Origin of the sequence: Microbacterium phyllosphaerae, assembly GCF_017876435.1 — a bacterium.
GTDB lineage: Bacteria > Actinomycetota > Actinomycetes > Actinomycetales > Microbacteriaceae > Microbacterium > Microbacterium phyllosphaerae.
On sequence record NZ_JAGIOA010000001.1, the window covers coordinates 2,345,286 to 2,363,775 of the forward strand.

Genomic DNA, 18,490 nt, shown 5'->3' on the forward strand with positions numbered 1-18,490 from the left:
TGGCAGACTGGGGCGCGTGGAACTGCTGCGCGTGACGAACCCCGACGATCGACGACTCGACGACTATCGGGGGCTCACCGACACGGCGCTCCGAACGGTGAAGGAGCCGGAAGGTGGGCTCTACATCGCCGAATCCACGAAGGTGATCGCCCGGGCTGTCGCGGCGGGTCACCGTCCTCGCTCCGTCCTCGTGCAGGAGCGTCGCATCGACGACATCCGCGCGATCGTCGGCGATCTCGACGTGCCGGTGTACGTCGTCCCCGACGAGGTCGCCGAATCGGTGACCGGCTTCGCCGTGCATCGCGGCACGATCGCGTCGATGCATCGACCCGAGCTGCCGCCCGTCCGCGAGGTGATCGACGGAGCGACCCTGGTCCTGATCCTCGAGAACGTCGGGGACCACACGAATGTCGGTGCGGCGTTCCGTGCGGCCGCGGGACTCGGAGCGGACGCCGTGCTGGTGTCGCCCGGGGGAGCGGACCCGCTGTACCGACGCAGCGTGCGCGTCAGCATGGGGACCGTGTTCCAGGTTCCGTGGACCCGCATCACCGACTGGGACACGGCCATCGTGGATCTCCACGGCGCGGGTTTCGACGTCGCCGCGCTGGCATTGCGCGACGATGCGGTGACGCTCGACGCGTACGTCGCGCAGCGCCCGGAGCGTGTCGCGCTCGTGATGGGATCAGAGGGGGACGGGCTCTCACGCACGGCACTAGAGAAGGCGGACACCGTCGTGACGATCCCGATGGCCGGTGGCGTCGACTCCCTGAACGTGGCGTCTGCGGCGGCGGTGGCGCTGTGGGCGCTCCGCTCGAACTGATCCGCTGATCCGCCGACCCGCTGACCCGGTCGTCAGTCGAGCTCGGGGAAGACGACCGGCGAGGGCTCCGGTCGCTTCGCCATGATGTGATCGCCCGACGACTCGTGGCGCAGACGCCGCAGGACCCAGGGAACGAGGTGCTCGCGCGCCCAACCCAGATCTTCGGAGCGCGCCTCGCGCCAGGTGCGGATCGGGATCGTCTCGGGCTGCATGGCCTCGAGGTCGTTGGGGACGTTGAGCGCGCGCAGAGCCATCCGCGCGACCTCGTGGTGGCCGAGCGGGTTGTAGTGGAGGCGGTCGTCGTCGAAGAAGCGCATGTCCTGCACGACCTTGAGAGCCCACTGGTCCGCGACGATGCAGTCGTGGCGCTCGGCGATCGCGCGGATGTTCTCGTTGTAGATCGCGACCTTGCCTCGGAAGGCGCGGAAGACCGGAGTGAATGCGGTGTCCACTCCGGTGAAGAGGAGTACTGCTGCCCCCGTGGACGACAGACGGGCGACCGCATCCTCGAGCTGGACGGCGATCGCATCCGGGTCGGTGCCGGGACGGATCACGTCGTTCCCCCCGGCGCAGATCGAGATCAGATCAGGATGCAGGGCGATCGCCGGCTCGATCTGGTCCTGCACGATCTGGGCGATCAGCTTGCCGCGCACGGCGAGGTTCGCGTAGGCGAAGTCGTCGACCTGCTGCGACAGCACCTCGGCGACCCGGTCGGCCCACCCGCGGTGATTCCCGGGACGCGAGGGATCGGGGTCGCCGATCCCCTCGGTGAACGAGTCGCCGATGGCGACGAAGCGGCGCCACGGGTGTGCACTGGCATTGTCGGTCTGCGGGGTTCGGGTCGAATCCTGGTCTGTCATCCAGCTCTCCTTCGCGAACGGACGCGGCCCGTCGTGGCGACCGCGCAGTGACCGAGCCTACTCGGATGCGCAGGCCGGCGGCGAGGACGCGCGCGGGCGTCACCATGATCGCGCCGAGTGTCGGTGGCAGCGATTATCGTTGTCTCGATGCTCTCTCCGTCCTTTCCTCAGCGCGCCCCCTGGGGTACCGCGAACAAGCTGCGTGCGTGGCAGCAGGAAGCTCTCGAGCAGTACTTCCAGGCCGACCAGCGCGACTTCCTCGTGGCGGCGACACCCGGCGCCGGAAAGACGACGTTCGCCCTCACGCTCGCGGTCGAGCTCATGCGCATGGGCGAGGTCAACCGCATCATCGTGGTCGCCCCGACGGAGCACCTCAAGACGCAGTGGGCCGATGCCGCCGCACGCGTGCACATCCGACTCGACCCGCGGTTCCGGAACAGCGACTGGGCGCCCGCCCGGCACTATCACGGCGCCGTGGTGACGTACGCGCAGGTCGCTGCGAAGTCGTCCGTCCACCGGCACCTCACCGAGGACGCGAAGACGCTCGTGGTCCTCGACGAGGTGCACCACGGCGGGGACGCACTCAGCTGGGGCGACGCGATCCGCGACGCCTACGGGCCCGCGAAGCGTCGGCTGCTTCTCTCCGGTACGCCGTTCCGCAGCGACACGGCGCCCATCCCGTTCGTCGAGTACCACCCCGACGAGTCAGGTGCGCGCATCTCCCGCACCGACTACAACTACGGCTACGGCCGGGCCCTGGCAGACGGCGTCGTGCGACCGGTGCTGTTCCACATGTACGCCGGCAAGATGCGGTGGCGCACGAGCACCGGCGACGAGCTCGAGACGCATCTGGGGCAGGACAACACGAAAGACGTCACATCTCAGGCGTGGCGCACGGCTCTCGACCCCGAGGGCGAGTGGATGCCGGCGGTGCTGTCGGCGGCGGACCGCCGCCTGACCGAGATCCGCAACCACGTGCCGGATGCCGGGGGGCTCGTCCTCGCCACGGACCAGACCGTCGCGAGGGCGTACGCGAAGATCCTCCACAGCATCACCGGTCAGCGGCCCACGGTCGTCCTGTCCGACGATGCGACGGCCTCCGAGCGCATCGAGAAGTTCAGCGCCAGCGAGGACCGCTGGATGGTCGCGGTGCGCATGGTGTCCGAGGGGGTCGACGTCCCTCGTCTCGCCGTCGGCGTGTACGCGACCTCGTCGTCGACACCGCTCTTCTTCGCGCAGGCCATCGGTCGCTTCGTGCGAGCGCGGCGCCGAGGTGAGGCGGCGAGCGTGTTCCTGCCCCAGGTCCCGGTGCTGATGGGGCTCGCGAACGAGATGGACAAGCAGCGCGAACACGCGCTCGACCGTCAGTCGAAAGACGACGACGGCCTCGAAGACTCGCTGCTCGAGTCTGCGAACCGCGAGGAGGAGACCTCTGACGCGCTGACCCAGGAGTTCAGCTACCAGGCGCTGTCGTCGGTGGCTCACTTCGATCGCGTCGTCTTCGAGGGGCAGGAGTTCGGACAGCTTGCCGAACCGGGGACGCCCGAAGAGGAGGAGTTCATCGGGTTCCCCGGACTCCTCGAGCCGGAGCACGTGCACGAGCTGCTCATGCAGCGCCAGGCTCGGCAGTCGCGTCTTCGTGAGGTGCGCGAGGCCGAGGCAGGGCCCGCAGAGACGACGACGCTCCCGGCGCCCCTGCATCGCACCCTGCGCGAACAGCGGCAGCTTCTGAACAGTCTCGTGGGGCTGTATGCGCGGCAGAAGGGCGAGCCGCACGGGTCCGTCCACGCGGAGCTCCGTCGTATCTGCGGAGGGCCCGCCGTCGCCCAGGCGACCGTCACCCAGCTGCAGTCGCGCATCGAAGTCCTGCGCAAGCGCGTCCGCACCTGACGGCGTCCGTGGTTGGCCGGAAAAGGCCCGGTTCGGAGTCCCGAAAAGCTGGCAATCGCTGCATCCCTGGCGTTGAGAGCGTCACGCGAAGCTAGCGTTGAACGGTTGCCCCGCCTGGGGATCCCTCGATCAGGAGACATCATGACAGCCCCCGCTGCCGCCGAGCCCACCGCCGCCGATCGTCGCCGCTGGGCGCGCTACCTCGTCGAAGAACGAGCTGAAGGTCGCGTGTATCAGAACCTCGCGAGTCGCCGCACCGGGGAGGAGAAGGAGATCCTGCTCCGCCTCGCCGATGCGGAGCGCCGCCACGAACAGCACTGGCTCGACCTGCTCGGAGACGAGCCCGCACGTCTGCCGCGTGCCGGCGTCCGCTCCCGCCTGCTCGGGTGGATGGCGGGCCGGTTCGGATCGATCTTCGTGCTCGCGCTTGCGCAGAGCGCCGAGGCTCGCTCGCCCTACGACTCCGAGCAGTACGCGACACCGGCGATGCGCGCCGACGAGAAGGTGCACTACGAGGTGGTGCGAGGTCTCGCCGCGCGCGGCAGAAGGCGTCTGTCCGGGTCGTTCCGCGCCGCGGTGTTCGGAGCGAACGACGGCCTCGTCAGCAACCTCGCCCTCGTGCTCGGCATCGGCGCGACCGGAGTGAGCTCGGGTTTCGTGCTGTTCAGCGGTATCGCCGGGCTGCTCGCCGGGGCACTGTCGATGGGGGCGGGGGAGTTCGTGTCCGTCCGATCCCAGCGGGAGCTGCTGGCGGCGACCGAGGCCAACGAGGATGCCGCTGCGTCCGCCGCCGACCTCGACATCGATGAGAACGAACTCGCGCTCGTCTACCGCGCGCGTGGGATCGGTCCGGACGAGGCGCTCGAACGTGCGCGAAGGATCGTCTCCGCGGCGAGGGCGGGCGTGGAGCGGACCGTGACCGGTCCGGTCACCGTGCACGCGCATGCGGGCGACGATCACGAGATCGTGGGAAGCGACTGGACCGCAGCGATCTCGAGCTTCCTGCTGTTCGCCTCCGGAGCGATCATCCCGGTGCTGCCCTGGATCTTCGGCCTCGACGGGGCCACGGCGGTCATCGTCGCACTCGTGCTCGTCGGGGTCGCGCTGCTGACCACCGGCGCCATGGTCGGAATCCTGTCAGGCGGGCCGCCCCTCCGGCGCGCGCTTCGCCAGCTGGCGATCGGCTTCGGCGCGGCGGCGATCACGTACGTGCTCGGCCTGGTGTTCGGGGTGGGAGCGGTCTGAGGCCCGGTGACGCGTGATCTGACACAGCAACAGGGGGCGGTTCTTCGCACGGAGATCCGCCTCCTGTCGCATCCGGAACGGGTTCGTCTTCGGATACGAAGAAGGCCCCGGTTATCGTGAAGATATCCGGGGCCTGTCTGTGCGCGGAGGGGGACTTGAACCCCCACGCCCTTACGGGCACTACGACCTCAACGTAGCGCGTCTACCATTCCGCCACCCGCGCAGGTGTTGGATGTTCGTTGCCGAACGAAGATTTACATTAGCACGAGCTTCGAGGCTCCCTGAAACCGGCCGTGACGCCCGGGCGCGCCACGGCGTTTCGGTAGCCTGAGCACATGACCGATCCCTCCCTTCCCGAGGTCGTCCGCATCGCGAGCGACCTGATCCGCTTCGACACCTCCAACTTCGGTGGAGGCAACGCGAAGGGCGAACGGGAGGCCGCCGAGTACGTGGGCGCCTACCTGGAGGAGCTGGGACTCGAGGTCGAGTACTACGAGCCGATCCCGCGGCGCACGAACGTGATGGCGCGCGTCCCCGGGCGCGATTCGAGCAAGCCTGCGCTGGTCGTGCACGGACATCTCGACGTCGTGCCGGCGATGGCCGAGGACTGGACCGTCGACCCGTTCGCCGGAATCGTCAAGGACGGGATGCTGTGGGGTCGCGGGGCCGTCGACATGAAGAACATGAACGCGATGATCCTCACCGCCGTCGCCGACATCCTGCGAGCGGGGGAGCAGCCCGAGCGCGACCTGGTGCTGGCGTTCTTCGCCGATGAGGAGAACGGCGGGGTCGAGGGGTCGGCACTCGTCGTGCAGAACAGGCCCGAGTGGTTCGCCGGCGCCACCGAAGCGATCAGTGAGGTCGGCGGGTACTCGATCACCGTCGATGATCGTCGCGCGTACCTGCTGCAGGTGGGCGAGAAGGCGCTCATCTGGATCAGACTCGTCGCGAAGGGGCGTGCGGGCCACGGCAGCCGTCTGCACGACGACAATGCGGTCACCACGCTCGCTGAAGCGGTGGCGGCGATCGGACGCACGCGGTGGCCGCTGCGACTCACCGCGACCACCCGGGCCCTGTTGCAGGGGCTGAGCGACCTCACCGGGCGCTCGGTCGACGATCCGGATGCTCTCGCCGCAGCCGCGGGGCCCGCGGAGGCATTCCTGCGTTCGTCGTTCCGCACCACCACGAACCCGACGGCGCTCACGGCAGGCTACAAGCACAACGTGATCCCCGAGCGGGCCGAGGCGCTGATCGACGTGCGCGTGATCCCCGGGACCGAGGACGACGTGCTGGGCGAGCTGCAGCAGATCGTCGGTGATGACATCGAGATCGAGATCGTCGTGCGCGACATCGGCATGGAGACGCCCTTCGCCGGCGATCTGGTCGAGGCGATGGTCGCAAGCCTCGGTCGCCACGACCCCGGGGTGCCGGTGATCCCGTATCTGCTGGGCGCGGGCACCGACAACAAGGCGCTCGCCTACCTGGACATCACCGGCTACGGCTTCGCCCCTCTGCGGCTTCCTGCAGACCTCGACTTCACGGGCATGTTCCACGGAGTCGACGAGCGCGTACCCGTAGAATCGCTTGTCTTCGGTCAGCGGGTGCTGGCCGATCTGCTGCGCACGTACTGAGCCGTCGGCTCGGTGCCCGCGCACCACGATTCAGAAAGCTCCTCCATGCACCTGCTCGAAGCGCTCATCCTCGGCATCGTCCAGGGACTCACCGAGTTCCTCCCGATCTCCTCCAGCGCCCATCTGCGCATCCTCGGAACCTTCCTGCCCTCCGGCGAGGACCCGGGCGCCGCGTTCACCGCGATCACGCAGATCGGCACCGAGGCGGCGGTGGTGGTCTTCTTCTGGCGCGACATCGTGCGGATCATCGCACAGTGGTTCCGCTCCCTGACCGGCCGCGTTCCTCGCAGCGATCCCGACGCGCGCATGGGCTGGATGATCATCATCGGCAGCATCCCGATCGTGCTGCTCGGACTGCTCTTCCAGGACCAGATCGAGACCGTCTTCCGGTCGCTGTGGATCGTCGCGATCATGCTGATCGTCTTCGGCATCCTGCTCGGCATCGCCGACCACGTCGGCGCCAAGCGCCGCAAGCTCGACCAGCTGACGTACCCGCACGGCATCGCCTACGGCTTCGCGCAGGCTCTGGCGCTGATCCCCGGAGTCTCACGCTCGGGTGGAACGATCACGATGGGGCTGTTCCTGGGCTACGAGCGCGCCGCTGCGGCTCGGTACGCGTTCCTGCTCGCGATCCCCGCGGTCTTCGGAAGCGGCTTCTATCAGGTGTTCAAGAGCTGGGACGAGCCGTCGTTCTTCTCGTTCGGCGACACGCTCGCTGCGACCGGCATCGCGTTCGTCGTGGCTCTCGGAGTGATCGCCTTCTTCATGAACTACATCTCGAAGCGCAGCTTCCTGCCGTTCGTGATCTACCGCATCCTGCTCGGAACCGTCCTGCTGGTCCTGCTCGGCACGGGCGTCATCGCGGCCTGAGCGCGGAGACACACCCGGGGACTAGCGCTTGTGGTCCCCGGGGCCGTCTCCGCGGCGCTTGAGATACCGCTCGAACGCCTGTGCGATCGCGTCACCCGAGGCATCGGGGGAGTCCCACGTGTCTCGGGTCCGCTCGAGCTGCTGGATGTACTCCGTCATGTCCTCGTCGTCTGCTGCGGCAGCATCGATCGAGGCCTCCCACGCGGCGGCCTCGGTGCGCAGATGATCACGCGGCACATCGACGCCGGTCAGCTCCTCGAGCCGGTCGAGCAGTGCGAGGGTGACCTTCGGCGACGGCGTCGCAGACGCGACGTAGTGCGGCACGCTGGCCCAGAGGCTCGCTGTCGGGATGCCGGCGCTCTCGGCGAAGTGCTCGATCACACTCAGGATCCCGACGGGGCCCTCGTACAGGGAACGTTCCAGACCGTGCGCCTCGCGCACCTGCTCGTTCTGGCTCGAGGCGAAGATCGAGATCGGTCGGGTGTGCGGCACGTCCGAGAGCATGGCGCCGAGGGTCACGAAGCCGGTGATGTCATCACGGAGCGCGACGTCGATGAACTCCGCCGCGAAGGCCTGCCACGTGCGCGCGGGCTCGACTCCGGTCAGCACCCAGAACTCCGGCCCGGGCGCGGGATTGCGCGGACGCCACAGTCCGGCCTCCGGCCAGGTGAGCTGACGGCGCCCTTCGGCATCCATCTTCGTCGCGGGGCGCGTGTACTGATAGTCGAAGTACAGCTCGGGATCGATCGAGTGCACGAGGTCGTAATCGGTCGTCTCGCGCAGTGCGGCGATCGCGCCGCTCGCCGCCTCGCCCGCGTCATTCCAGCCGTCGAAGGCGACGATGACGATGCGTGAACCGAGGACATCCATCATGGGCTCCCTTCGCGATATCCGGATCGGTATCCCTCCAGGCTAGTCCGACTGCGCGGGGAGGGCGCGGAGCCACGGCTAACATGGTTCAGTGAGCAGACAGCCCCGCGCGATCCTCTGGGACATGGACGGAACACTCGTCGACACCGAGCCGTATTGGATGGCGGCGGAGACCCGGCTGGTCGAATCCTTCGGAGGCACCTGGAGTCACGAAGACGCTCTGCAGCTGGTGGGCAACGGGCTGATCGACAGTGCGATCATCCTGCAGAACGCCGGCGTCGACATGGATGCCGAGGCCATCGTCGCGCTGCTCACCGACGGAGTGCAGGAGGCGCTGCGCACGCAGGGCGTGCCGTTCCGTCCGGGTGCGCGCGAGTTGCTCCAGGACCTGCGATCGGCAGGGATCCCGACCGGACTCGTGACCATGTCGCTCCGCCGGATGGCGTTGAGCGTGGTCGACCTGATCGAGTTCGACGCATTCGACATCGTCGTCGCCGGCGATGACGTGACCAATCCCAAACCGCACCCGGAGCCGTATCTGCACGCCGCAGGGCTGCTCGAGATCGACATCGCCGACGCGGTCGTGATCGAGGACTCGCCGACCGGACTCCGTGCCGGGATCGCCTCCGGAGCCGTCGCGCTCGGCGTCCCGCACATCGTGCCGCTCGACCATGTCGGAGCGCATGAGCTCTGGCCGACGCTCGAGGGACGCACCGCCGCCGACCTCATCGACCTGTTCGACCGCAAGAACTCCATGACGGGAGCCACCCGATGACGACCACCACCTCACAGCGGCCGAGCGGGCCGTTCCGAGAGGGCGACCGGGTGCAGCTGACCGGGCCCAAGGGACGCCTGCACACCGTGACGCTGCGCGAGGACGGCGAGCTCCACACCCACCAGGGAGTGCTGCGGCACCGCGACCTGATCGGTCTGCCCGACGGTTCTGTGGTGGCCAACAGCTCCGGTCATGACTATCTCGCTCTGCGACCCCTGCTGCGCGACTTCGCGATGTCGATGCCTCGCGGCGCTGCGATCGTGTACCCGAAGGATGCGGCGCAGATCGTGATGCAGGCCGACATCTTCCCCGGCTCCGTCGTGGTCGAGGCGGGGGTCGGTTCCGGTGCCCTGTCGCTGTCTTTGCTGCGGGCCATCGGTCACGCCGGCAGGCTGGTCTCGTTCGAACGGCGCGAGGAGTTCGCGCAGGTCGCGCGCGGCAATGTCGAGACGTTCTTCGGCGAGACTCCGGATACGTGGAGCGTCGTGGTCGGGGACCTCGCCGAAGCGCTCCCTGAGGAGTTCCCCGCCGGCACGGTCGACCGTGTGGTCCTCGACATGCTTGCGCCCTGGGAGTGCATGGACGTCGTCGCCGATGCGCTGACGCCCGGCGGAGTCGTGCTCTGCTACGTCGCCACCGCGACCCAGCTCTCCCGCGTGGCCGAGTACATCCGGAGCACGGGGCTGTTCACGGATCCGGAAGCCTCCGAGACGATGGTGCGCGGGTGGCACGTCGAAGGCCTCGCCGTGCGACCCGATCACCGCATGGTCGCGCACACCGGCTTCCTGCTGACCGCGCGTCGTCTCGCTCCCGGAGCGGTCGCGCCGCAGGTCAAGCGTCGCGCGTCGAAGAGCAGCTATGGCGACGCGGATGTGGAGCAGTGGACACCGGGGGCGGTCGGCGATCGCGAGATCAACGACAAGAACCTCCGCAAGCGTGCGCGCGAGGCCGAGAAGGCCGCCCAGGGGGCGCGCCTCGCCTCCGGTTCGCGCGAATCGGAGTCGTTGACGGAATAGACTTGAGCGCGTGCGTAAAACGTCCGCCGTTCTGGCCACCCTCAGCCTCGCCGTCCTCGCTCTGAGCGGATGCGCATCCGCTCCGTCGTTCGCGGGATCCGCGTGCGATCGAACGGCCGATTCCACCGCCTCCGTGGCCGACTCGGTCACGGTCGAGGGCGACCTCGGCGACGCGCCGGACGTGACGGTCTACAGCCCCGTCAAGTCGGATGAGACCGCATACACCGACATCATCACCGGTGACGGACGAACGCTCGAGTCCGTCTCCCAGCCGATGGTGCTCGATCTCGCCTTCTACGGCGGGAAGAGCGGCAAGAAGCTGTATGAATCGGAGTACAACGGCGACACCAGCCGTGTGCACAGCATCTCGTACTGGGCCCAGCGTTCGCCCGGCCTCGAGACGGTGCTCGAGTGCGCCACCGGCGGCAGCCGAATCGTCGCGGTGATGACTCCCGAAGACTTCGGCGATGCCAACGTGGAGGCCTTCGGCCTCGCCGAGGGCGAGAACATCGTGGCGGTCGTCGACGTCCTCGACGTCTACCTCGCGCGGGCCGAAGGCGCCTCCCAGTTCAACGACGCCCGTGGAATGCCGACCGTCGTGCGGGCACCTGACGGAACGCCCGGCGTGATCATCCCCGACAGCGCTGCTCCGAAGACCGCGGTGACGCAGACGCTGATCAAGGGAGACGGCGCCAAGGTCGAGAAGGACTCGACGATCGTGACCAACATCACGGGTCTCGGCTGGGAGGACAAGACCGTCACCTCCACCACGTGGGGAGCGGAGCCCAACATCGGACCCGCCGCGAAAGAGCTCGTCGGCGCGACCGTCGGATCACAGCTGCTGGTCGTCGTGCCCGAGGCGGACGGCAACCCGGCCACGGTGATCGTCGTCGACATCCTGGGCATCGTCCCCGCACCGGAGCAGTGATGGCGGCCCGTATTCCCGCGGAGGAGCGTCTGACGAATCTCGTCGTGGCGCTCATGGCCACGGAGATCGGGCTCACCAAGCAGCAGATCCTCGACAACGTCTCCGGTTATCGCCAGCGCGCCGACGCCGGAGTGCGGTCGGATGCGCTGGAGAAGATGTTCGAGCGAGACAAGGACGAGCTGCGCACTCTCGGCGTCCCTGTCGAGACGATCGGCGACCAAGCCGACCCCAATGACCTCCGTGAGGCTCGCTACCGTATTCCGCAGGCGGAATACGACCTGCCGAGCGACATCGAGTTCACCGCTGCCGAGCTCGCCGTGCTGCAGCTCGCAGGCAGCGTGTGGAGTGCGGAGTCGGCGTCGAGCGATGCCACGGCCGGCGTGCGCAAGATCCGTGCACTGGGAATCGACGGTGACGAGCCCATCATCGGCTTCGCGCCGCGGATCACGGCGCGTGATGCGGCGTTCCCTCAGCTGCAGGACGCGATCGAGAAGAGCCGGGTGGTCACGTTCGACTACCTCAAGCCGGGGGAGAGCGCCCCGCGTCGCCGCCGGATCCGCCCGTTGGCTCTCGTCGACTACGAGGCCCGGTGGCACGTCTTCGGCGTGGATGTCGACATCGACGCCGACCGCATGTTCCTCCTCAGCCGGATCGTCGGTGACGTCAAGATCACACCGACCTCGTTCTCTCCGGAGCTTCGCGAAGGGGCGGGAGAGCGCGCCCTGGCGGGACTCCAGCAGGTCGCGTCGCAGAACTCCGCTCTTCTCGAGATCACCCCGGGGACGGAGGCCTCGCTGCGTCTGGGTCGCCGTGGAGTCCCCGCGGCGACGCAGGGGATCCTCGTGCCTTTCGTCGACCTGCACATCCTCGCCGACGAGCTCGCCTCGTACGGGCCGGAGGTGCGCGTGGTCGAGCCGGCGGCTCTCCGTGATGCCGTGGTAGACCGGCTGACTGCCGTCGTGACCACCAACTCCGTGGCGGGGGAGACCGCATGAGCGCCCAGACGAAGCCGTTGCTCGCGGCCGATCGGGTGCGGGTGTACCTGACTCTCGTCCCTTACCTTCTCGAGCACGGACAGGTGTCGCTGGCGGAGGCGGCGGAAGAGTTCGGTGTCACCACCGCCGAGATGCGCCAGATGGTCGAGAAGCTCACCGTGATCGGCCTCCCGGGCGACTCCGGATTCTGGCAGCAGCCACAGGAGATGTTCGACATCAACTGGGATCTGCTCGACGAAGAGGACGTCATCGAGATCACGAACGACGTCGCCCTGCGCCGCGTCCCACGCTTCACCGCGCGCGAGGCGGCGGCGCTTCTCGCCGGTCTCCAGATGGTCGCCGCGGTACCCGCCGTCTCGGATTCGGGCCTCGTCACCGGACTGATCTCGAAGCTCTCCCGTGGCGCGGCCGACGCGCCGGCCGAGGTCGTGGTCGCTCCGAGCGCGGTCGACGAGGTGCGGCAGGTCGTGTCACAGGGCGTCCGGAGCGGTGTCGCGGTGTCGTTCACCTACCAGGCGCCGGATGCCGAGCCGACGACCCGCACGGTGGATCCCGTGCAGGTGATCATCACGAACGCGCAGTGGTACCTGCAGGGGTGGTGCCACATGCGCCAGGCGATGCGCACGTTCCACCTCGACCGGGTGAGTGACGCGCGCCTGACAGACATCCCGATCACGCATGCGGGAGACCACGTCCCCGAGGCCTTCTCCGCTCTCGACGACGAGGGGGAGGTTCGTGTCCGCGTGCCGGAGCGGGTGGCGCCGCTGCTCGGCGATTTCCTGACGTCCGACAACGTGGAGATCGAGGACGGCGTCGTGACCGCACGACTCCACCTCGCGGATCCCCGGGGGATCAAACGGCTCGCCGCACGCTTCGGTGGGGCGCTCGAAGTGGTCGAGCCGACGGTGGCGCGCACGGCGGCCCGAGAGTGGGCAGAAGCCGGACTCGCGCTGTATCGCCACCCGGATGGCGACAACGCCGGTTAGACTTGCAGGAAACGACGAAGGAGAATCATGGGCGCTTTCGGTTGGCCACATCTGCTGATCATCCTCGCCGTCATTCTGTTGCTCTTCGGTGCGGCGAAGCTGCCGGCACTCGCGAAGAGCCTCGGACAGTCCGCGCGCGTGTTCAAGGGTGAGATGAAGGCGATGAAGAACGAGGACGCGAGTGACGCCACGGAGCCCGGTGCGCCGACGCCCACCGCATCCGTCGCGGACACCACGGTGACGGCTCGCGACACGGATCCGGGTCAGCCTCCTCGATCCGCGTAGTCTGTGTCCGCTCTCGAATCCGCCGACCAGGAGACATCCGGCCGAGACAGGCGGATGTCTCTCGGTGCGCATCTGGTCGAACTCCGCCGGCGGCTGTTCATCGCCGCCGGCGCGCTGGTGGTCGGGATGGTCATCGCGTTCTTCGTCACCGGCCCGATCATCGAACTCCTGTCGATTCCGATCCGGACCATCGCCGAAGAGGCGGGGCGTGACTACGTCGGCCTCAACTTCACGACCGTCACGAGCGGTTTCGATCTGCGCATGCGCATCGCGTTCGCGATCGGGCTTCTGATCTCGGCACCCGTCTGGCTGTGGCAGGTATGGGCTTTCGTCATGCCGGGGCTCACGAAGAAGGAGACCCAGTACACGTGGGGTTTCCTCGGTGCCTCGATCCCGCTGTTCTTCGGCGGGTGCACCGTGGCGTTCTTCGTCCTTCCGCACGTCATCGAGATCATGGCGTCGTTCGTGCCTACGGGAATGGCGCAGTTCTTCGACTACTCGACGTACTACGACTTCGTCTTCAAGTTCCTGCTGGTGCTCGGCATCGCCTTCGTCCTCCCCGTCTTCCTCGTGGCGCTGAACCTCGCGGGAGTCATGTCGGGCCGCGACATCCTCAAGGGATGGCGGGTCGCGATCCTCGTGTGCACGATCTTCGCAGCGATCACCACTCCGCCTGCCGACGTCTTCTCGATGCTGCTCCTCATGGCATCCATGATCGTGCTGTATTTCGCGGCAACCTTCGTCTCGATGCTGTTCGACCGCCGCAAGCGAAAGCGCGATGAGGCCGCAGGCATCGAACCCGTGAGCGCATGAGCTCGCCCTCCGAGCGGTACGCCGCCGCCCGTGAGGCCGCCGGGCACCCCGCGACCGTCGCATTCGGTGCCAGCCAGAAGTTCGAGCTCGACCCCTTCCAGATAGAGGGCTGTCACGCGCTCGAGGACGGCAGCAGCGTGCTCGTGGCTGCGCCGACCGGGGCAGGCAAGACGATCGTCGGCGAGTTCGCGATCCATCTGGCGATGCAGACCCCGAGGGACAAGGCGTTCTACACGACGCCGATGAAGGCCCTGTCGAACCAGAAGTTCCGCGAACTGGTCGATGTCTACGGACCCGACGAGGTCGGACTGCTGACCGGTGACACGAACATCAACGGCAATGCCCGCATCGTCGTGATGACGACCGAGGTGCTCCGCAACATGATCTACGCGGACTCGGCCGCTCTGCGCGATCTGCAGTACGTGATCATGGACGAGGTGCACTACCTCGCCGATCGCTTCCGCGGTGCCGTGTGGGAAGAGGTGATCATCCACCTCCCGCAGCACGTGCGGCTCGTATCGCTCAGCGCGACCGTCTCGAACGCCGAGGAGTTCGGTGACTGGCTCGACACCGTGCGAGGCGACACCGAGGTGATCGTCTCCGAGATCCGGCCCGTGCCGCTCGAGCAGCACGTGCTGGTACGCGACGACCTCCTGCCGCTGTTCGACGACCGCGCGGGCGTCGCCACCGCGCAGGTGAATCAGGAGCTGATGCGCATCCGCTCCTTCACCGGCTCGAACTACGAGAACAACCGCGACGCGCAGTCGTACCGCAGCAATCGCCACGCGGGGCGACAGGCACAGCGCCCGCCGCGAGGCGGACGGCGACCGGTCCGCGCTTCGAACGTGCGCCGCATCGAGCGGATGGACAGGCCGGACGTCATCCGTCTCCTCGAACGCTCGAATCTCCTTCCGGCGATCTTCTTCATCTTCAGCCGGGTCGGTTGCGATGCCGCCGTGCAGCAGGTCAGGCGCTCGGGCGTACGGCTCACGTCGGCCGATGAGCGTGCCGAGATCCGTGCGATCGTCGAAGAACGCACGAGGTCTCTGCAGGACGAGGACCTCGGGGTGCTGGGTTACTTCGAGTGGCTCGACAACCTGGAACGAGGCGTCGCCGCTCACCACGCCGGTCTCCTTCCCGCCTTCAAGGAGGTCGTGGAGGACCTCTTCAAACGCAAGCTCGTGAAGGTCGTGTTCGCGACCGAGACCCTCGCTCTCGGGATCAACATGCCGGCTCGAACCGTCGTCCTCGAGAAGATGGAGAAGTTCAACGGCGAGGCGCGCGTTGCGATCACCTCCGGGGAGTACACGCAGCTGACAGGACGCGCGGGGCGTCGCGGCATCGACGTCGAGGGCCACGCCGTCGTGCAGTGGACCGAGGGCATGGATCCCCAGTCCGTCGCTGCACTCGCGTCTCGTCGCACGTATCCGCTCAACTCCAGCTTCCGCCCGACGTACAACATGGCGGTCAACCTGATTGACCTGTTCGGAAAGGCTCGTGCCCGTCAGATCCTCGAGTCGTCGTTCGCCCAGTTCCAGGCGGACCGCGCGGTCGTGGGACTCGCACGGCAGGTGCGAGAGGCCGACGAGTCACTCGAGGGGTACAAGTCGGCGATGGTCTGCGACCACGGAGACTTCCTCGACTACGCGTCGATCCGCCGTGAGCTGAGCGACCTCGAGAAGAAGAACCGCCAGGACTCGAACGCTCCGCGGGTCACGCGCGACAAGCGCATGAAGCAGATCCAGGGTCTGCGTACGCGAATGCAGCGACACGGATGCCACCGCTGCCCCGACCGCGAATCGCACGCGCGCTGGGCCGAGCGGTATTGGAAGCTCAAGCGGCAGACCGACCGCATCCGTCGCCAGATCGAGAACAGGACCGGAACGGTCGCGCGGGTCTTCGACCGGGTCGTCGAGGTGCTCGAGACGCTCGACTACCTGCGACGCGATGACGACGACGAGACCAGCCTCACGGAGGCGGGGCGCACGATGCGACGCATCTACGGTGAGCGCGACCTCCTGGTGGCCGAATCTCTCAGGCAAGGCCTCTGGAACGGGTTGGACGCCCCGTCGTTGGCGGCGATGGCGTGCTGCCTCGTCTACGAGCCGCGCCGAGACGAGGCGAATTCGGGGGAGCGTGATCTCCCACGCGGAGCCTTCCGCGCCGCATACGAGAAGACCACGACGCTGTGGGCGGAGCTTGACGACCTCGAGAAGGATCATCACCTTCCGGGCAGTGAGCCTCTCGCCGCCGGACTCGCCGGTGCCATGCACTCATGGGCGCGCGGGGGGATGCTGGATCGTGTGCTGGTGGACGCGGACATGGCCGCGGGCGACTTCGTGCGCTGGGCGAAGCAGACGATCGACCTCCTCGATCAGCTCTCGATCGTCGCCGAAGACGGGGCTCTCGCCCGGAACGCGCGCGTCGCACTCGACGGTGTCCGTCGCGGCATCGTCGCCTATTCTTCGATGTGACCAGAGGAACGATGCCTGACTCCCGAGCGCGACAGCGCCCACTTCTGCCGCTCTCGCTCGCGCTTCCCGCTGCAGCGGCCGCAGCGCTGCTCATGGATCTGTCGTATCCCGACACCGCGGTGTGGGTGCTCGCCTTCCCGGCCACCGCGTTGCTGCTGATCGCACTCATCGGACGCAGGGCGGGAGGTGCGCTGGCGGTGGGGCTGGTCTACGGAGTGATCTTCTTCGGGCTGCTGGTGTCATTCACCTCGCGTTACCTGGGTCCGCTGCCCTGGGCCGCACTGAGCGTGCTGGAAGGCGTCCTGACGGCCGTCGCGCTCATCCTGATCACGTTCGCCTATCGCTGGATCCCCAGGGCTCTGCCGGGTCTCTGGGCGCGGCTCCTGCTCCTTCCGGCAGTCGTCGCCGCACTCTGGGTTGGGCGGGAGCTGTTCGTGGGTTCGTGGCCGTACGGAGGCTTCCCGTGGGCCCGTCTGGGCATGAGTCAGGCCGAGAGTCCGCTGGCGCACGTCGCGTCCTGGATCGGGGTGAGCGGACTCAGCTTCCTGATGGTGTTCGTCGTCGCCCTGGTCATCCAGGTGGTGCGTGAGAGGGTCTGGCGTCACCCGACGGCCCTGGTCGCGCCGGTCGTCGTCGCTGTCGCGCTGCTCGTCACACCGTTGTTCCCCACGACCGTCAGCGGATCCATGCGCATCGCCGCCGTGCAGGGGAACGGGCCGAGCGGCTATTTCGATGAGCGAAAGCCGTACTCGCTCATCGATGCGCAGACGGATGCGACCGTGCCGCTCTACGGCGAAGACGTCGACCTGTTGGTGTGGCCCGAGGGTTCGCTCGACTTCGACCCGTTCCAGTCCGAGTCGCTGGCGAGGCGGATGAGCGCGATCGCCTCGCGCATCGGCGCACCCCTGCTCGCCAACGCCGCCACGGAACGTGACGGACTCTTCTACAACACCTCGCTGCTGTGGACCGAGGACGGGGCGACCGGACAGCTCCATGACAAGCGGCATCCGGTGCCGTTCGGCGAGTACGTGCCGGACAGGCCCTTCTTCAATGCCCTCGCGCCCGATCTGATCGGTCTGATCCAGCGGGAGTACACGCCTGGTTCGAACGCTCCGGTGGTCGACGTCGACGGCGTGAAGGTCGGTCTCGCCATCTGCTTCGATGTGATCTACGACGACGTGATCAACGAGGGAATGGCAGAGGGCGCCGAGGTGCTGGTCTTCCAGACGAACAACGCGGACTTCCGCGGAACCGACGAGAATCTGCAGCAGCTCGCCTTCGCACGGATGCGGGCGATCGAGACCGGTCGCAGCGTGGTCAACATCTCGACGGTCGGGACGAGCCAGGTGATCCGCCCGGACGGCTCCACCGTCTCGAGCCTGGATGCGGGAAAGGCCGGAGCGCTGCTCGAGGATGTCGAACTTCGCTCCGGCCTCACAGCGGGAGTTGCTCTCGGCCCCTGGATTCAGCAGATCCTGCTGTGGGGCGGCCTGGGCGCGCTCGCCTTCGGGTGGCTGCGCGCTCGGAGGCGTTAGGCGCCGATCTTCTCGCGGGTCGGGTCTTCACCGGCTCCGCGGCGGGCGCGGATGAAGGCGAGTCGTTCTTCGAGAAGCTCCTCGAGCTCCGCGCGGGTCCGACGCTCCAACAGCATGTCCCAGTGCGTTCGCGCGGCCTTCTCGTCGGCGGCGTCGAGCGTGACGGCCTGGCCGTCGACGTTCAGGCGGGCGTCCGCGCCGCAGGCACGGCACTCCCAGGTCTGCGGCGGCTCTGCGTCCGCTGCGAACATCAGGTTCGTGACATGGCCGCAGGTGTCACAGATGTAGGTGGTTTCACGGCGCTCCATGAACACGACGCCCTCTTCGCTCTGTAGGCTCTGGGCGCCGAGTCGGATGCCGCGTAGGCTGCGATCTGCCATTGTGTGGTCCTCTCGTCGCTGTCAGGTATAACGCTCCAGCCTGTGCGCTTCATCCACGCAAGCGGGTTCTCGGCGCTATTCACAGCGGAATCCCAGCGCGAGCGCGTATGGGCGGCG

17 protein-coding genes and 1 tRNA gene are annotated in these 18,490 nt (G+C 67.7%); 14 read left to right on the forward strand and 4 right to left on the reverse strand.

Features of this window, described 5'->3' with window-relative positions:
• Positions 1–16: 16 nt before the first annotated feature.
• Complete coding sequence (locus tag JOF42_RS10985; RefSeq protein WP_210097889.1) at positions 17–820, forward strand: TrmH family RNA methyltransferase; 804 nt, start codon at positions 17–19, stop codon at positions 818–820.
• A 32-nt stretch (positions 821–852) separates the two neighbouring features.
• Here JOF42_RS10985 and JOF42_RS10990 read toward each other — a convergent pair whose 3' ends face one another.
• Positions 853–1,680, reverse strand: a complete 828-nt coding sequence (locus JOF42_RS10990) for an SGNH/GDSL hydrolase family protein (RefSeq protein WP_210097890.1) — start codon at positions 1,678–1,680, stop codon at positions 853–855.
• A 147-nt stretch (positions 1,681–1,827) separates the two neighbouring features.
• Here JOF42_RS10990 and JOF42_RS10995 point away from each other — a divergent pair, with 147 nt between their 5' ends.
• Positions 1,828–3,570, forward strand: coding sequence for a DEAD/DEAH box helicase (locus JOF42_RS10995; protein WP_210097891.1), 1,743 nt, complete (start codon positions 1,828–1,830; stop codon positions 3,568–3,570).
• 141 nt (positions 3,571–3,711) lie between these two features.
• Positions 3,712–4,815 (forward strand): VIT1/CCC1 transporter family protein, encoded by a 1,104-nt coding sequence (locus JOF42_RS11000; protein WP_210097892.1) that lies wholly within the window; start codon positions 3,712–3,714, stop codon positions 4,813–4,815.
• 140 nt (positions 4,816–4,955) lie between these two features.
• Here the strand turns inward: JOF42_RS11000 and JOF42_RS11005 are convergent.
• Positions 4,956–5,038: transfer RNA gene (locus JOF42_RS11005), tRNA-Leu, on the reverse strand.
• Positions 5,039–5,150: 112 nt separating this feature from the next.
• Between JOF42_RS11005 and JOF42_RS11010 the strand changes: the two genes are divergently transcribed.
• Positions 5,151–6,446, forward strand: coding sequence for a M20/M25/M40 family metallo-hydrolase (locus JOF42_RS11010; protein WP_210097893.1), 1,296 nt, complete (start codon positions 5,151–5,153; stop codon positions 6,444–6,446).
• Positions 6,447–6,491: 45 nt separating this feature from the next.
• Entirely contained in the window at positions 6,492–7,316 is an 825-nt protein-coding gene (locus JOF42_RS11015) for an undecaprenyl-diphosphate phosphatase (protein ID WP_210097894.1), read from the forward strand.
• Positions 7,317–7,337: 21 nt separating this feature from the next.
• On the opposite strand, the gene JOF42_RS11020 is transcribed toward JOF42_RS11015, so the two are convergent.
• Complete coding sequence (locus tag JOF42_RS11020) at positions 7,338–8,186, reverse strand: PAC2 family protein (RefSeq protein WP_210097895.1); 849 nt, start codon at positions 8,184–8,186, stop codon at positions 7,338–7,340.
• Between the two features lie 91 nt (positions 8,187–8,277).
• On the opposite strand from JOF42_RS11020, the gene JOF42_RS11025 reads away from it, so the two are divergent.
• The 9 genes from JOF42_RS11025 to lnt are packed head-to-tail and all read left to right on the forward strand — an operon-like array spanning position 8,278 to position 17,993.
• The gene (locus JOF42_RS11025; RefSeq protein WP_259159062.1) at positions 8,278–8,961 is read left to right on the forward strand and encodes an HAD family hydrolase; all 684 of its coding nucleotides are present in this window, start codon (positions 8,278–8,280) and stop codon (positions 8,959–8,961) included.
• Complete coding sequence (locus JOF42_RS11030; protein ID WP_210097896.1) at positions 8,958–9,977, forward strand: tRNA (adenine-N1)-methyltransferase; 1,020 nt, start codon at positions 8,958–8,960, stop codon at positions 9,975–9,977. The genes JOF42_RS11025 and JOF42_RS11030 overlap by 4 nt, the downstream gene beginning before the upstream one ends.
• 10 nt (positions 9,978–9,987) lie before the next feature.
• The gene (locus JOF42_RS11035; protein ID WP_210097897.1) at positions 9,988–10,905 is read left to right on the forward strand and encodes a hypothetical protein; all 918 of its coding nucleotides are present in this window, start codon (positions 9,988–9,990) and stop codon (positions 10,903–10,905) included.
• Positions 10,905–11,900 carry a helix-turn-helix transcriptional regulator gene (locus JOF42_RS11040; protein WP_210097898.1) on the forward strand — a complete coding sequence of 332 codons (996 nt, stop codon included), beginning with the start codon at positions 10,905–10,907 and terminating at the stop codon, positions 11,898–11,900. The genes JOF42_RS11035 and JOF42_RS11040 overlap by 1 nt, the downstream gene beginning before the upstream one ends.
• A complete protein-coding gene (locus JOF42_RS11045; RefSeq protein ID WP_210097899.1) occupies positions 11,897–12,886 on the forward strand; it encodes a helix-turn-helix transcriptional regulator in 990 nt (329 codons plus the stop codon). The genes JOF42_RS11040 and JOF42_RS11045 overlap by 4 nt, the downstream gene beginning before the upstream one ends.
• Before the next feature lie 27 nt (positions 12,887–12,913).
• The gene (gene tatA, locus JOF42_RS11050) at positions 12,914–13,171 is read left to right on the forward strand and encodes a Sec-independent protein translocase subunit TatA (RefSeq protein WP_210097900.1); all 258 of its coding nucleotides are present in this window, start codon (positions 12,914–12,916) and stop codon (positions 13,169–13,171) included.
• 54 nt (positions 13,172–13,225) lie between these two features.
• Positions 13,226–13,984 carry a twin-arginine translocase subunit TatC gene (gene tatC / locus JOF42_RS11055; protein ID WP_210099172.1) on the forward strand — a complete coding sequence of 253 codons (759 nt, stop codon included), beginning with the start codon at positions 13,226–13,228 and terminating at the stop codon, positions 13,982–13,984.
• Complete coding sequence (locus JOF42_RS11060) at positions 13,981–16,458, forward strand: DEAD/DEAH box helicase (RefSeq protein WP_210097901.1); 2,478 nt, start codon at positions 13,981–13,983, stop codon at positions 16,456–16,458. Before tatC ends, JOF42_RS11060 begins: the two co-directional genes overlap by 4 nt.
• Before the next feature lie 11 nt (positions 16,459–16,469).
• Entirely contained in the window at positions 16,470–17,993 is a 1,524-nt protein-coding gene (gene lnt, locus JOF42_RS11065; RefSeq protein ID WP_210097902.1) for an apolipoprotein N-acyltransferase, read from the forward strand.
• Here lnt and JOF42_RS11070 read toward each other — a convergent pair.
• Positions 17,990–18,373, reverse strand: coding sequence for an RNA polymerase-binding protein RbpA (locus tag JOF42_RS11070; protein ID WP_210097903.1), 384 nt, complete (start codon positions 18,371–18,373; stop codon positions 17,990–17,992). The two genes, lnt and JOF42_RS11070, sit on opposite strands and share 4 nt — an antisense overlap.
• Positions 18,374–18,490 lie beyond the last annotated feature (117 nt).

What these genes read in the sequence shown, in the direction of transcription:
- JOF42_RS10990 (WP_210097890.1), bottom strand. Translation starts at nt 1,680, where the DNA reads ATGACAGACCAGGATTCGACCCGAACCCCGCAGACCGACAATGCCAGT.
- JOF42_RS10995 (WP_210097891.1), top strand. Translation starts at nt 1,828, where the DNA reads ATGCTCTCTCCGTCCTTTCCTCAGCGCGCCCCCTGGGGTACCGCGAAC.
- JOF42_RS11000 (WP_210097892.1), top strand. Translation starts at nt 3,712, where the DNA reads ATGACAGCCCCCGCTGCCGCCGAGCCCACCGCCGCCGATCGTCGCCGC.
- JOF42_RS11010 (WP_210097893.1), top strand. Translation starts at nt 5,151, where the DNA reads ATGACCGATCCCTCCCTTCCCGAGGTCGTCCGCATCGCGAGCGACCTG.
- JOF42_RS11015 (WP_210097894.1), top strand. Translation starts at nt 6,492, where the DNA reads ATGCACCTGCTCGAAGCGCTCATCCTCGGCATCGTCCAGGGACTCACC.
- JOF42_RS11020 (WP_210097895.1), bottom strand. Translation starts at nt 8,186, where the DNA reads ATGGATGTCCTCGGTTCACGCATCGTCATCGTCGCCTTCGACGGCTGG.
- JOF42_RS11030 (WP_210097896.1), top strand. Translation starts at nt 8,958, where the DNA reads ATGACGACCACCACCTCACAGCGGCCGAGCGGGCCGTTCCGAGAGGGC.
- JOF42_RS11040 (WP_210097898.1), top strand. Translation starts at nt 10,905, where the DNA reads ATGGCGGCCCGTATTCCCGCGGAGGAGCGTCTGACGAATCTCGTCGTG.
- JOF42_RS11045 (WP_210097899.1), top strand. Translation starts at nt 11,897, where the DNA reads ATGAGCGCCCAGACGAAGCCGTTGCTCGCGGCCGATCGGGTGCGGGTG.
- tatA (WP_210097900.1), top strand. Translation starts at nt 12,914, where the DNA reads ATGGGCGCTTTCGGTTGGCCACATCTGCTGATCATCCTCGCCGTCATT.
- tatC (WP_210099172.1), top strand. Translation starts at nt 13,226, where the DNA reads ATGTCTCTCGGTGCGCATCTGGTCGAACTCCGCCGGCGGCTGTTCATC.
- JOF42_RS11060 (WP_210097901.1), top strand. Translation starts at nt 13,981, where the DNA reads ATGAGCTCGCCCTCCGAGCGGTACGCCGCCGCCCGTGAGGCCGCCGGG.
- lnt (WP_210097902.1), top strand. Translation starts at nt 16,470, where the DNA reads ATGCCTGACTCCCGAGCGCGACAGCGCCCACTTCTGCCGCTCTCGCTC.
- JOF42_RS11070 (WP_210097903.1), bottom strand. Translation starts at nt 18,373, where the DNA reads ATGGCAGATCGCAGCCTACGCGGCATCCGACTCGGCGCCCAGAGCCTA.